Here is a 12,374-nt window from a genome sequence, read left to right as displayed (position 1 = left end):
GCCCCTTTCGGCCGCTTATGATCAACAGCGATGCCCACCGCCCCCGAGGCCCCCGAACCGCCGCGCGGCTTACCCCTGCCGATCGCCGCCATGGCGGCGCTGAGCGCGGCGGCGACGGCCATGACGGTCGTGCGCTGGATGACCGATGGATACGCCGTGTCGGCGTTCGTCCCGGTGTTGGCCGTCGCGGTCGTCGGTCTCGCGGCGCTCCTGCTCGCCCGCCGCCGCCACCTTCTGGCCGCCGGGATGGTCGCCGTCCTGCCGCTGCTGGCGGACGTCCTCCTGATCAGCCCGTCCACGATGCTGCTCGACGAGTCCGCGACGGGCCTGAGCCTGGTCGACGAGCGAACGGCGTCCGCGTGGCTGACCGACCTGGCCGCCGTCACGACCGGGGCCGCGCTGGCCTGGCTGATCATGCTGAAGGCGGTGCCGGACGTCCCACGGCGCGTGCGGCTGGGCGTCGGGATGTGCCCGATCGCGCTGTGCGGGCTCGTCCTGGCGATTCCGCTGAAATGGTCGTACGCGGGTTTCGCACTGGTCGGCCTGTACTTCGACGTCTCACCGCTGGGGGCGGCCGCCGGGCTGACCGTCCTGCTGTCGGTCCTCGCGGGAGGCGCCGGAGCGGTGGCGTCCCTGCGGCGGGGATGGACGGACGCGCCGCCGGTCGTCGCGCTGATGGCGGCGCAGTTCGGTCTGGCGGTCCTGGTGTGGGCGCTGGCCGCCGTCGCGCCCTCGCTCCGCGACGCGGCGTACGGATGCCGACCCACAGATCCCGCCGTGGACGTCGCGACAGCGTACGTCTCGGTCAACTCCAACGGCGTGGACGTCAGCGGAGCCGTTCACCAGGGGATTCAGGGTTCGCTGCCGATGGTCGCGGCAGCCGTCGCCGTCGCCGTCCTGGCGATCGCGCTTGTCAGACTCTCGGGCTCGCGGAAGGGCGTCGGGCTCACGGTCACACGGGTTCTGCCGCCGCTGCTCCTGCTGGGCCCGGCTGCCGTGCTGGCCTGGGACGCGACGTCCGAACTGCGCGGCGAGCCTCTCGCCCTGGGGTCGTCGGGCATCCCGAACTGCGGTCCCGGCGAGATCCTGCGGGTGACCGACCAGTCGGCCGCCGACCTCGTCGACGCGGTCGCCGCCGCCACGTACACGATCATGCCGCTGCTGGTCTGCCTGTCCGCCGTCACCGCCTGCGCGCTGGCTCGACGCCGCCAGGTGAGGACGCCGGAACCCCGGGTAGGAACGATCAGGCAGTAAGGCCGCCGTCGACCGGGGCGGCGGCAGCGGCTCGTGCGGGGGCGGGGCATGCCATTCCAGAGCAGGATGCACGTCCGGATAGTGCAGGGGAAAGCGAGAGATCCCACTGCGCTGCGGACGGCCGTCGACCGCTGGTACCGGGAACTGGCTCCCGGCGCCCGCGGATGGCTCGGCATGACCGCCGGACTGACCGAGGACGGCACGTTCATCTCCCTGACCCGCTTCAAATCCACCCGCGCGATCCACCGCAACGACAGGAAACGGGCACAACGCGAATGGTGGGAGGCGACGTCCGCGCTCCTCGACGGCGACTTCGCCGTCCACGACTGCCCCGACGTCGAGAAGTTCGGGGAGGGCGGCTCGGACACGGCCGAGTTCGTCCAGCTGATCCAGACCCGGATCCGCGACCGGGAGGGGCTGCGCCCGTTCTGGACGGAGGAGGAACGGCAGGCCATGGCCGAGGCGCGCCCGGACACCATCGGCGGCCTGTTCATCGTCCACCCGGACGGCGGCGCCACCATCGCGGTCTACTTCACCACCGAGGAGGACGCCCGCGAGGGGGAGAGCAGGCCCATGCCCGCCGACCTCAAGGCGTGGCGGGACGCCGAAATGATGCACTACACCGCCGAGGCGTCCTTCTTCGATCTGCGCGACCCCTGGCTCTTCTCCCCCTGACCCGGACGTGTCCTGACCTGGGGCATGTCACGCCTCCGACCGGTTCCTTGTCTTAAGGGAAAACACTCTGGGGGAAGGACGTACATGCGAGTCTTCGTCACGGGAGCGACCGGAGCCCTGGGCGGGCACCTCGTTCCCGGCCTGGTCGCGGCCGGTCATGACGTCACCGCCACCACGCGGACGCCCGGCAAGACCGCGCGACTGCGCGAGGCGGGCGCGGAACCCGTGGTCCTCGACGGGCTGGACCGCGCCGCCGTGATCGCGGCGGTCGGGGACGCCGCGCCGGACGTGATCGTCCACCAGATGACCGCGCTCGGAAACGACGCGAGCGGCTTCCGGAACGTTGACCGGCTGTTCGCCGCCACCAACGAGCTGCGCACCCGGGGCACCGACAACCTGCTCGACGCCGCGGACATGGTGGGCGTCCGCCGGGTCGTCGCGCAGAGCTACGCGGGCGCCGGGCCCGAGCGGCGTCCCGGCACCCGGTTGAAGACCGAAGAGGACCCGATCGACTGGAAGCCCCTCAAATCGGCCACGCAGGCGCCCGCGGCGATCCGGCACGTGGAGGAGGCCGTCCCGGCGCGGGCGCGGGAGGGAGTCGTGCTCCGCTACGGCGGCTTCTATGGGCCCGGCGCCTCGCAACCCCTGCTGGACGCGGTCCGGAAACGGCGGGTCCCGTTGATCGGCGGCGGGACGGGTATCTGCTCGTTCATCGAGATCACCGACGCCGCCGCCGCGACGCTCGCCGCCATCGAGGGCGGTGCCCCCGGCCTCTACAACATCGTCGACGACGACCCCGCACCCGTCGCCGAATGGCTGCCCTATCTGGCCGAGGTCGTGGGCGCGAAACCACCGTTGCGCCTGCCGGCCTGGCTCGTCCAGCCGCTCGCCGGGCCGTTCATCGTCACGCAGATGACCGGGTCACGTGGGTACTCCAACGAGAAGGCCAAGAAGGAACTCGGGTGGGAACCCCGGTACGCGAGCTGGAGGGAGGGCTTCCGTGCCTGGGTCGCCTGACGAGACGTACCGGCCGCTGCTGTTCTCCATCGCCTACGGGATGACCGGATCGGTGGGCGACGCCGAGGACATCGTCCAGGACGCCTTCCTCGGCCTCACCCGCGCCCGCCAGGCGGGGACCGTGATCGCCGACCCGAAGGCGTACCTGACGACGGCCGTGACGCGGCTCGGGATCAACCACATGCGATCGGCGCGCGTGCGCCGCGAGACCTACGTGGGGGACTGGCTCCCCGAACCCGTCGTCGTGCCCGCCGACAAACCCGGCCCCGCCGAGCACGCCGAACTGGCCGACTCGCTGTCGATGGCGTTCCTCGTCCTGCTCGAGGCGCTGAAACCGGTGGAACGCGCGGTGTTCATGCTGCGCGAGGTGTTCGGATACGGCTACGCGGACGTCGCGCGGATCACCGGCAAGTCCGAGGTGAACTGCCGCCAGATCTTCGCCCGTGCCAGACGCCGCGTCGCCGCCGACAGCCCGGTGCTCGGCGGCGTGGTCCCGGGGCGGCGGGCCGAGGGCGAGGAGTTCGCCCGCCGGTTCTTCGAGGCCGCCGCGGGCGGCGACATGGACGCGCTGCTCGACATGCTCGCCCCCGACGTCGTGTTCCGGGGCGACGGCGGCGGCAAGGCACAGACGATCACCAGGCCGATCCCCGGCCGCCGGGAGGTCGCCCGCCTGCTCGTCGTCGCCCTCCGCCGCGCCGGAAACCAGGGCGCCTCCATCCGCCCGGCCCAGGTCAACGGCGGCCCGGGCGCCGTCCTCCACGACGCGGACGGGCGCGTGCTCGTCGTCGTCGAAATGGACGTCGCCGATGGAAAGGTCCAGACAATCCGCACCGTGGCGAACCCCGACAAGCTCGGCCATCTAGGCCCCGTATCCGACCTGGCACGCCTACCGGAGCCAAACTGAGACCATGCTGGACGACGACCGACGAGAGAAAGAGTTCCAGGACTGGCTTCTCCTGGTCCTGGAACGGTTGACCTGGGACGCCGGCGCGCAACTGGACTACATAGACGAGCTGGGTGTGGGCCCCGACGAGTTGGCCTTGGAGTTCGACGACGCGCTTCACACCGTCCGCGCCAGAGCCGCCGACGGTTCTGTTCCCGTGACCATGTCCGACGTCGATGCGCACCTGGACGAAATGACCCGCCAAGGCCCGGACGCCTGGACGGAACTGAGCATGCGAACCTCCCCCGAATGGTCCGCGTTGCGCGTCCTAGCACGAACGGCACTGATCGAGCTTCGCGAGACGTTCGGCGTCCGAGACCGGTCCCGAGAAGGGTGAGGCAGTCTGTGTGACCATGACGAACGCTCCTGACCCCGCGGACGAACACCACCCGCCGCCTCCCGCACAGTGGACGCCGCCCCCCACCGCCCCGTGGCCGGACACGGGACCACTGGCCCGTCCCCGCACCATCAAGATCGCCTCGATCCTGTGGATCTGCCTCGGGGTGATCCTGATCCTCGGCATGCTCGCCCAACTCGGGCAGCCGTACTCGGTGACCCTCAACCCCCTCGTGCCGCCCATCCTGATCGGCGTCGGGATCGCGTTCATCGTGCTCGCCACACGCATGCGAGCCGGAAGCACCGGCGCCCGGACCGCGCTGACCGTCCTCGGAGCCATCCTGCTGCTGGGCCTCTGGACGGCCCTGCTCATCATCCCGGCGATGGCGCTCCAGGCCCGTCCGAGCAGCCGCGCGTGGTTCCACGCCGTCAACCAGCACCGCCAGACCTACCGACCGTAAGCGGAGATGGGTCGACCTCGCCCTGGAAGTCGTCCACGGCGATTTCGGGGCCGCCCACGCCGCCGACAAAGCCCGTCAAATGGTGCTACCAACTCACCGAGACGGAGGGCAACGGCAGTACTCCCAGGTGAAACTGCCGTTGATGGGCCAATGTTGAAGCATGGTTTTCAAGGGATGGACGGGGCGGAGTTCGGGTTGTCGGGAAGGTGAATCGATCGGCCGAACCCGAACGCTATCGAAAAACGGTGCGAGTGGCTTCTTGTGGGGCCGGATAGATAGATAAGTGTGGCGTTGTGGGTGGCGGTTAGGCTTCAAGGGATTGACAACGGGAATCACTACTCATGTGCAGTTTCGCCAAGGGTGGCTGATCATTTCTGGCCGTCCCTTACCGAGGGTGGGTGGTGTTGTTCGTGGCGGGAGACACCGTCGAAGAAGTCATCGGGCAGGAAGTCGCGGCCGACGAGCCGGACAGTGAGGTGTCGTGGATGGGGCGCGGCGTCGCTCTGCTCACGCCGGTGTTCGCGGTCGCGGCCGGGTGGCTGGGCGGGATCGTGGCCCAGCTCGTCCCGGGGGCCGACCTCGATGAAGATCAGGTGACCGCCTTCATGGTCGCGGCCACGACCGCGGCGCTTGGGGCCGGGTGGAAATGGCTCCAGGGATGGCAGCAGCATGAGAAGGCGGTGACCGAAGGCAGGGCGCTGCCCGTGAAGAGCAGTAGGCAGCGAAAGGCGCGTGCGCGACGGGCTCGGCGGGCTTGATGGTCGAGTAGCTCGAAATGTCGGTGCCACTGCTTACAGTGGGCGAGTGGCCGAAGACAGGGTTGTTTGGGACGAGCTCCTGACGGCGGGCTTCCTGCATGCTCTGCGGGAGGCCCACCGGGACGCGACGCTGACCATCGTGAGGTCCCTGAGCCGGGCGGACGGGTTCACGGAACGGTCGTACGGGGTCAGCGCCTTCGATGTGCTGGCGACGCGGATCGACCGTGCCTTCGAGGATCAGCCGCAGGTCGTCCGGGACGATCTGAACGGTTCGCCCGGCTGGCGGTACGGGCCCTACCGGATCCTGCTGAAACGGCACGAGTTCGGAAACGTGCGCGGCATCCGCTGGGATCGCGACAGTCCCACCAAGCAGGCCGTGGCACAGCAGGGCTACGTCGAAGACCCGCAGCTGGAGCTCCCGCTCGGGATCCATCGCGACACGCCCGGAGTGGTGACGTTGGTGCTCGCGCACAGCGCCACCGAGGAGCCGGTGGAAATGGAGCTTTTCCTGGGGCGGCCCAGGTGGAACGCGGACGGCGGGACGGCCTGGCATTGGGTGAAGGCCCTGGACGACACCATGGGGCCCGATCCGCGTCGTAAGCTCGTCGAGCGGACGATGCCGCTGTGGGACGACCATCGAGACGTCCCGATGCGGCTCCGCGGGGAGACGAAATCGGCTTAGCAAAGGGTGGCGCGGGTGCTGTTCGACTGCGAGCGGCTGACGCTGGCCCGGAGGCTGAGAGGGTTGCGCAAGAACCAGGTCGCGCAGGCCGTGGGAACGACACCGAAGGCGATCGGACGGTACGAGGCCGGGGTGCAGCGGCCCGAGGAGCCGATGGTGCGGCGCCTGGCGATCACCCTCGGCGTCCCCGTCGAGTTCTTCCAGGCCGGGCGGAGTCCCGTCTCGCTGGACGGCGCCCACTTCCGCTCGTTGCGGTCGACCAGCCAGATCGAACGTGACCAGGCGCTCGCCTACGGGCGGATCGCCACCGACGTCGTGGCCGCGTTGGAGAACCTCGTCGACCTTCCCGAGGTCGATCTGCCCGAGTACACGGTGTCGCCCGACGAGATCGCCGGGAGCGGTCCGGTGGAGGCAGCCCGAGTCACACGAAAAGCCCTTGTCGGTGGGCCCGGACCAGTGCCGCACGTGGTCAGGCTCCTGGAGACGCACGGCGTGGTCGTACTCGTCCTGCCAGACGCCGCGGAGCGGGTCGACGCGTTCAGCGTGGGGGTTCACCCCCGTCCGATGGTGTTCTTCAACCCCGCCAAGGGCGATTACTGGCGTAACCGTTTCGACGCGGCCCATGAACTGGGTCATCTGGTGATGCACGCCGACGCCGAGCCTGGGGAAAAGATCGTCGAGGACCAGGCGCACAGGTTCGCGGCGGAGTTCCTGATGCCGGAAGAGGACATCGAGGGCGCGTTGCCGGTGACCGCCGACTGGGAGCGGCTGGCCGTGTTGAAGGCGGAGTGGGGGGTCAGCATGGCGGCCCTGCTCTACCGGGCGCGCACGCTGGGAATCATGAAAGAGGCCGCGTACCGGAACGCGATGAGCGCGTTGAGCGCGCGGGGATGGCGGCGCCAGGAACCGGGCCCCGCGAAGGCTCTGGAGCGGCCCACGATGCTGCGCCGGGCGATCGAGATCGTCGGCGGGGCGGGCACGGACCGTGACCGGGTCGCGGAACGCGCGCGGGTGACGCGGGCCGATCTCGACCTGCTGATTCCCGGTCGATAGCGGGGCGATCCCTCCCGAATCCTCACCCACGATGGTGGGATTTATACGACGGGCAGTAGTTACATATCTCTGGCCCGGGGTTGCCTGCGCGTGCGACATCGTGTGTGAGACCCTCCGAGAGTTGTCGGACGAACGAGACGCTGGAGACCCTGTGCTGGACCATCGGCAGGCCGGACCGACCGCGCTGCGCATGCAGATCGGTGCGCGGCTGCGACGGTTGCGCGAGGACAAGGGCATCGGGCGCGCGGAGGCCGGTGCGGCGATCCGCGGGTCGGCGTCCAAGATGTGTCGCCTGGAGCTCGGACGGCACGGTTTCAAGGTTCGCGACGTCCTGGACTTGCTCGACCTGTACGGCCTGGACGACAAGGACGAGCGCGAAGGGTTCATCGAACTCGTCCGAGAGGCGAAGAAGCCGGGCTGGTGGCAGAGCTACGGCGACATCGTGCCGGGATGGTTCGAGCAGTACATCGGCTTGGAACAGTCCGCGACCACGATCCGCTCCTACGAGGTGCAGTACATCCCGGGGCTTCTGCAAACGTTCGACTACGCGCGCGCCGTCATCGGGCTCGAACACCACGACGCGGCGTACGACGGGCTCGAACGGCGCCTCAAGCTGCGGATGGCCAGGCAGGACATCCTGCGCCGGGCGGTCAGTCCCGTCCGGTTCTGGGCGGTGATCGACGAGGCGGCGCTGCGCAGGCCCATCGGCGGGACGGCGACGATGCGCGCCCAGATCGAGCACCTGATCACCGTGGCGGAGAGCATGCCCAACGTGAAGGTGCAGCTCCTGCCGTTCTCCGCGGGCGGCCATCTCGCGCTGGGCGGGCCGATCACGGTCGTCCGGTTCGCGGAGCACGACCTCGACGACGTCGTCTATCTCGAACAGCTCACCGGCGCCCGCTATCCGGAGGGCAGGGAGGCCGGTCGGTACCAGGAGATCATGGACTCGCTGGCCATCCGCGCCGCGTCCCCGTCCCGCACCCTGGCACTGCTGAAAGAGATGCTGACCGACGGCTGACGCCCGATTTTCTCGCCACCGCTCGAACAAATGTTTGAATCGGCGGGTACAGTGGGGGCATGTTTCAGGCTTCGCTGCTGGACGACACGGACGAGGGCGGTCCGCGTCCGCTGAGTTCGGCGCGGCGAACCCGGCTGGCCCACGGCGCCTGGGTGGACGTCCTGCCCGGCTGGCTCCCGGGCGCCGACGCGCTGTTCGAGCGGCTGCTCACGTCCGTCCCCTGGCGCGCCGAACGCCGCCACATGTACGACCGCGTCGTCGACGTGCCGCGCCTGCTGGCGTTCTACGACGAACGCGACGAACTCCCCGACCCCGTCCTGGACGAACTGAAGGCCGCCCTCAACGACCACTACGCCGCCGAACTCGGCGAGCCCTTCCGCACCAGCGGCCTCTGCCTGTACCGCGACGGCCGCGACAGCGTCGCCTGGCACGGCGACCGCATCGGCAGAGGCGCCACAGAGGACACCATGGTCGCCATCCTCTCCCTCGGCACCCCAAGACCCCTCCTACTCCGCCCCCGCAACGCCCCTCACCCCAACAGCACCACCCCCACAAACCGCAGTCCAACGCACGGCGGAGCTTCTGGGAACGGCAGTAGCGCGGGGGAGAGGGGCGGGACGGTTCGGTTCGAGGTGGGGCATGGTGATCTCGTCGTGATGGGCGGGAGCTGTCAGCGGACGTGGGAGCACGCGGTTCCGAAGAGCGCCCGCGCGACCGGTCCGCGGATCAGTGTCCAGTTCAGGCCGCGCGGTGTGCGCTGAGCCCGGCGGCCCGGCCGCGTCAGGTGTCGGTGCCGCCTCGTTCCCGGGGGATTCGCAGGACGAAGCGGGCGCCCCGTTCGCTGTCCTCGATGGTGAGCGTCCCGCCGTGGATGCGGGCGATCTCGCGGGCGATCGGGAGGCCGAGCCCCGTGCCGGTGGCGTCGCGCGCCTTGCTGGCCGCCAGGCGCGCGAACCGCTGGAAGACGACGTCGCGGTCCTGCTCGGCGATGCCCGCGCCGTCGTCGAGGACCTCCAGGACGGCGATCCCGTCCTCGCGGCGGATGGTGATGTCTATCTGCGTTTCGGCATGGCGTTCGGCGTTGTCCAGAAGGTTCGTCAGCAGCCGGACGATGCGGAGCCGGTCGCCGAGCACCGTCACGCCCTCCTGAATGTGCGGGACGGTCCGTCTCGTACGCTCCGACCTCGCGAGTTCGATGGTGACGAGCGCGCCGAGGTCGATGAGTTCGGTGTCCTGCCAGGCGGCGGCGTCCAGGCGGGCGAGTTGCAGCAGGTCCGTCACGATCGCCTGGAGTCGTTCGAGGCTCTGCAGGACGCCCCGCGCGGTGCGCGGCCAGTCGACCTCGTCCGCGGCCAGGAGGGCCTCCTCGATCTGGGCGCGGGCGGCGGCGATCGGGCTGCGCAGGTCGTGGGAGGCGTCGGAGGTGAAGCTGCGCTGCCGCGTCAGGGCGCCCTCAAGGCGGTCGAGGGTCGCGTTGGCGGCCTCCGCGAGCCGCCTGATCTCGTCCTGGTTCTCCGGGACCGTGACGCGGTGGCCCGACTCCCCGGCGGTGATCTCCGTGAGTTCCGCGCGGATCGCCTCCACGGGCGCGAGCGTCTGGTCGACAGTCCCCCACGTGCGCAGGCACACCAGCAGCACGACGAGCAGCGACACGCAGATCAGGAACATGATGAGGCCGGGGGCGACGTACCAGGGGATCGTCGGCGTCGCCGCGTAGACGACCGAGCTCCCGTTCGGCTGGTAGACGCGCAGCGCGATCACCCACATGCAGCCGTGGAGCCCCTGGGGCGAGCAGAGGACCCGGGCGGCGTAGATGTCCGCGCCCGCCGGGCGGAACCGGGCGATCGGCGGCGCGTCCAGCGTCCGCTGCGTGCTCGCGGTGACCCGGTGGCTGCCGTCCACGAGTTGCAGGACGACGTCGTCCGGCGCGCTGAGCCCGCCCCGTACGGGTTTGCGCCCGGCCTCGTAGGCGATCCGCAGCGCCGCCGAGGTGGCCTCGTTCCGCTTGTAGTCGCCCGCGCGGCTGCGCACCCCGACGATGATCAAGGTGATCAGGACGGCGCAGATCAGGGCGGCGACCGTTCCGGCCATCACGGTCATCCGCACCCTTATGGACCATGAGCGCCATCCGTTCAACCGACCTCCCGCTGGTGAGGTAATGACCGGCCAGATCGGAATCAGTCCCCCGAACAGCCGCGCAGCGCCCAAGAGAGGACAAAGAAATGGTTCACGGCATCTTGGCCTCATCAGAAGCCACAACGCTGGACAAGCGCCCTGTTAGCATCGCCGGTTATGGAGCTGCGCCAGCTTGAGTACTTCGTGGCGGTGACGGAAGAGGGCGGCTTCACCAGGGCGGCGGCCCGGCTGCATGTCGCCCAGCCGGGCGTGAGCGCCCAGATCAGGCAGCTTGAACGCGAGTTGGGGCAGCCGCTGTTCGACCGGTCGGGGCGCGCCGTCCGGCTGACGGAGGCGGGCGAGACCGTCCTGCCCTACGCGCGGGCGGCGCTCGCCGCCGTCCAGGGCGCGCGGCTGTCGGTCGACGAGCTGACCGGCCTGCTGCGCGGGCATGTCACGATCGGCACGGTCGACTGGATCCAGTCGCTCGACCTTCCCGGCATGCTCGCCGGTTTCCATCGAGATCACCCGAATGTGGAGATCACGGTCGTCCAGGAGAAGGCCGACGCCCTGACGGACGGCCTGCGCGACGGACGGATCGACCTGGCGTTTCTCAGCCTCGGCTCCGAGCCGCCCGAGGGAATCGCGACCCGCGACGTCATCGAACAGGACCTCTACGCCGCCGTCGGCCACGGCCACCCGCTGGCCAGACGGTCCACGATCACGCTGCGGGCCCTCGCCGACGAGGACCTCATCTGCCTGCCGAAGGGCACCGGGATGCGCGCCGTCCTCGACGACGCCTGCGCCGACGCCGGTCTCCGCCCGCGCGTCGCGTTCGAGGCGGGCGAACCGCCCGTCCTGGCGCAACTCGCCGCGCACGGCCTGGGCGTCGCCGTCCTGCCCGAGTCCGCCGCCCGGGACAGGCCGGACGACCTGCACGCGATGCCGATCGTCCGGCCCCGGCTCAGCGGCCGGATCGCGCTCGCCTGGCGGGCCGAGGAGCCGCGCAGTCCCGCCGCGCGCGCCCTGATCGCCCGCGCCCGCGAACGGCTGCCCCCGCCGCCCCGATCAGGCGGCTGAGGCGGCGAGCGCCTCGTCCAGGACGCGGCGCAGGACGTCCGGTTCGTTGGTGATGATCCCGTCCACTCCGAGCCGGGCGGCCTCCTTCATGTCCCCGGCGTCGTTCACCGTCCAGGTGAGAAGGTCCATGCGGGCCGCGTGCACGTCCGTCACATAGGACGCGGTCACATCGCCGAACGTCGGGTTGATCTGGTCGGCGTAGGAGGCGAGTTCCGGCAGGTCGGCGGCCTTCGGCGTGCCGAGCAGCCCGACCGGCACGTCCGGGAGGACGGCGTGGAACCGGCGCACCGACGCCCAGTCGAACGACTGGACGGCCAGCCGCCGCTCGGCCGGGTCGGACCGCAGCCACGACGGCGACCGCCGCAGCGCCGCGGCGACGCGCTCCTCGATGCCCGGGTAGAGGTCGGGACTCTTGATCTCCAGCAGCAGCCCGATCCCGCGGTCTCGCATGTCGTCCAGCGCCTGGTCCAGCGTGGGAATGCGCTCGCCCTTGTACTTCGTCCCGAACCAGGACCCGGCGTCCAGCCTCCTGATCTCGGCGAGCGTGAAGTCGGAGACCTTCCACGGTGACCGCTTCGGATACACGTCCTCGACGTTCGTCGTCCGGCCGAGCGTGGTGTCGTGGATGAGGACGAGCGCGTGGTCCTTCGTCTCCTGGACGTCGGTCTCGAACACGTCCGCGTGCTGCGACGCGGCCAGCCGGAACGCCGCGATCGTGTTCTCCGGCGCGTACGCGGAGGCCCCCCGGTGCGCGACGTTCGTGATCTCGGCGCTACGGGCCCGACCCGGACCGCCACCGGGGGCGGAGCCCGCGGCGGCCGCCACGGGGACGATGAACGCCGCCGAGGCGGTGACGGCGACGAGCGCGAGACGGTGACGTCGGTTCATCTTCACCTCTGGGAAGCCGGGGCATGTCCACCCCAACCCTCAAGCCGTCCGGTGACACCGGGGTGACGGGCCGATAGCAGACCGTGTATCGCTG

The 12,374-nt window shown here is 70.2% G+C and carries 14 protein-coding genes; 12 read left to right on the top strand and 2 right to left on the bottom strand.

Features of this window, described 5'->3' with window-relative positions:
- The first annotated feature begins 30 nt into the window (after nt 1–30).
- The 11 genes from ABD808_RS26245 to ABD808_RS26195 all read left to right on the top strand — a co-directional run bounded on the left by ABD808_RS26245 (nt 31) and on the right by ABD808_RS26195 (nt 8,958).
- Complete coding sequence (locus ABD808_RS26245) at nt 31–1,254, top strand: hypothetical protein (protein WP_344901534.1); 1,224 nt, start codon at nt 31–33, stop codon at nt 1,252–1,254.
- Between the two features lie 48 nt (nt 1,255–1,302).
- Nucleotides 1,303–1,929, top strand: coding sequence for a hypothetical protein (locus tag ABD808_RS26240; protein ID WP_344901531.1), 627 nt, complete (start codon nt 1,303–1,305; stop codon nt 1,927–1,929).
- Between the two features lie 84 nt (nt 1,930–2,013).
- On the top strand, nt 2,014–2,946 hold the full coding sequence (locus tag ABD808_RS26235) for an NAD-dependent epimerase/dehydratase family protein (protein ID WP_344901528.1): 933 nt from the start codon (nt 2,014–2,016) through the stop codon (nt 2,944–2,946).
- The gene (locus tag ABD808_RS26230; RefSeq protein WP_344901525.1) at nt 2,930–3,850 is read left to right on the top strand and encodes an RNA polymerase sigma-70 factor; all 921 of its coding nucleotides are present in this window, start codon (nt 2,930–2,932) and stop codon (nt 3,848–3,850) included. Before ABD808_RS26235 ends, ABD808_RS26230 begins: the two co-directional genes overlap by 17 nt.
- A gap of 4 nt (nt 3,851–3,854) precedes the next feature.
- Nucleotides 3,855–4,226, top strand: a complete 372-nt coding sequence (locus ABD808_RS26225; protein ID WP_344901522.1) for a hypothetical protein — start codon at nt 3,855–3,857, stop codon at nt 4,224–4,226.
- Between the two features lie 16 nt (nt 4,227–4,242).
- Nucleotides 4,243–4,686, top strand: a complete 444-nt coding sequence (locus tag ABD808_RS26220; RefSeq protein ID WP_344901519.1) for a hypothetical protein — start codon at nt 4,243–4,245, stop codon at nt 4,684–4,686.
- A 398-nt stretch (nt 4,687–5,084) separates the two neighbouring features.
- The gene (locus ABD808_RS26215) at nt 5,085–5,444 is read left to right on the top strand and encodes a hypothetical protein (protein ID WP_344901516.1); all 360 of its coding nucleotides are present in this window, start codon (nt 5,085–5,087) and stop codon (nt 5,442–5,444) included.
- A 46-nt stretch (nt 5,445–5,490) separates the two neighbouring features.
- On the top strand, nt 5,491–6,126 hold the full coding sequence (locus ABD808_RS26210; RefSeq protein WP_344901514.1) for a hypothetical protein: 636 nt from the start codon (nt 5,491–5,493) through the stop codon (nt 6,124–6,126).
- Nucleotides 6,127–6,141: 15 nt separating this feature from the next.
- On the top strand, nt 6,142–7,179 hold the full coding sequence (locus ABD808_RS26205) for an XRE family transcriptional regulator (protein ID WP_344901512.1): 1,038 nt from the start codon (nt 6,142–6,144) through the stop codon (nt 7,177–7,179).
- A 151-nt stretch (nt 7,180–7,330) separates the two neighbouring features.
- On the top strand, nt 7,331–8,197 hold the full coding sequence (locus ABD808_RS26200) for a helix-turn-helix domain-containing protein (protein WP_344901508.1): 867 nt from the start codon (nt 7,331–7,333) through the stop codon (nt 8,195–8,197).
- Between the two features lie 59 nt (nt 8,198–8,256).
- Nucleotides 8,257–8,958, top strand: a complete 702-nt coding sequence (locus tag ABD808_RS26195; RefSeq protein ID WP_344901505.1) for an alpha-ketoglutarate-dependent dioxygenase AlkB — start codon at nt 8,257–8,259, stop codon at nt 8,956–8,958.
- Between the two features lie 19 nt (nt 8,959–8,977).
- Here the strand turns inward: ABD808_RS26195 and ABD808_RS26190 are convergent, their stop codons facing one another.
- Nucleotides 8,978–10,297: a sensor histidine kinase gene (locus ABD808_RS26190; RefSeq protein WP_344903493.1), complete on the bottom strand. Its 1,320-nt coding sequence runs from the start codon at nt 10,295–10,297 to the stop codon at nt 8,978–8,980.
- Nucleotides 10,298–10,489: 192 nt separating this feature from the next.
- Here ABD808_RS26190 and ABD808_RS26185 point away from each other — a divergent pair, with 192 nt between their 5' ends.
- Complete coding sequence (locus ABD808_RS26185) at nt 10,490–11,392, top strand: LysR family transcriptional regulator (protein WP_344901502.1); 903 nt, start codon at nt 10,490–10,492, stop codon at nt 11,390–11,392.
- Here the strand turns inward: ABD808_RS26185 and ABD808_RS26180 are convergent.
- Entirely contained in the window at nt 11,381–12,280 is a 900-nt protein-coding gene (locus ABD808_RS26180; RefSeq protein WP_344901499.1) for a glycerophosphodiester phosphodiesterase, read from the bottom strand. The two genes, ABD808_RS26185 and ABD808_RS26180, sit on opposite strands and share 12 nt — an antisense overlap.
- Nucleotides 12,281–12,374: the final 94 nt, after the last annotated feature.

Origin of the sequence: Actinomadura meridiana (genome assembly GCF_039537545.1) — a bacterium.
Lineage (GTDB): Bacteria > Actinomycetota > Actinomycetes > Streptosporangiales > Streptosporangiaceae > Spirillospora > Spirillospora meridiana.
This window is presented reverse-complemented; position numbering and strand designations above follow the sequence as displayed.

Coding starts and splice junctions, on each gene's coding strand:
- ABD808_RS26180 (WP_344901499.1), bottom strand. CDS start 12,280: ATGAACCGACGTCACCGTCTCGCGCTCGTCGCCGTCACCGCCTCGGCG.
- ABD808_RS26185 (WP_344901502.1), top strand. CDS start 10,490: ATGGAGCTGCGCCAGCTTGAGTACTTCGTGGCGGTGACGGAAGAGGGC.
- ABD808_RS26245 (WP_344901534.1), top strand. CDS start 31: ATGCCCACCGCCCCCGAGGCCCCCGAACCGCCGCGCGGCTTACCCCTG.
- ABD808_RS26190 (WP_344903493.1), bottom strand. CDS start 10,297: ATGACCGTGATGGCCGGAACGGTCGCCGCCCTGATCTGCGCCGTCCTG.
- ABD808_RS26220 (WP_344901519.1), top strand. CDS start 4,243: ATGACGAACGCTCCTGACCCCGCGGACGAACACCACCCGCCGCCTCCC.
- ABD808_RS26235 (WP_344901528.1), top strand. CDS start 2,014: ATGCGAGTCTTCGTCACGGGAGCGACCGGAGCCCTGGGCGGGCACCTC.
- ABD808_RS26225 (WP_344901522.1), top strand. CDS start 3,855: ATGCTGGACGACGACCGACGAGAGAAAGAGTTCCAGGACTGGCTTCTC.
- ABD808_RS26240 (WP_344901531.1), top strand. CDS start 1,303: ATGCCATTCCAGAGCAGGATGCACGTCCGGATAGTGCAGGGGAAAGCG.
- ABD808_RS26195 (WP_344901505.1), top strand. CDS start 8,257: ATGTTTCAGGCTTCGCTGCTGGACGACACGGACGAGGGCGGTCCGCGT.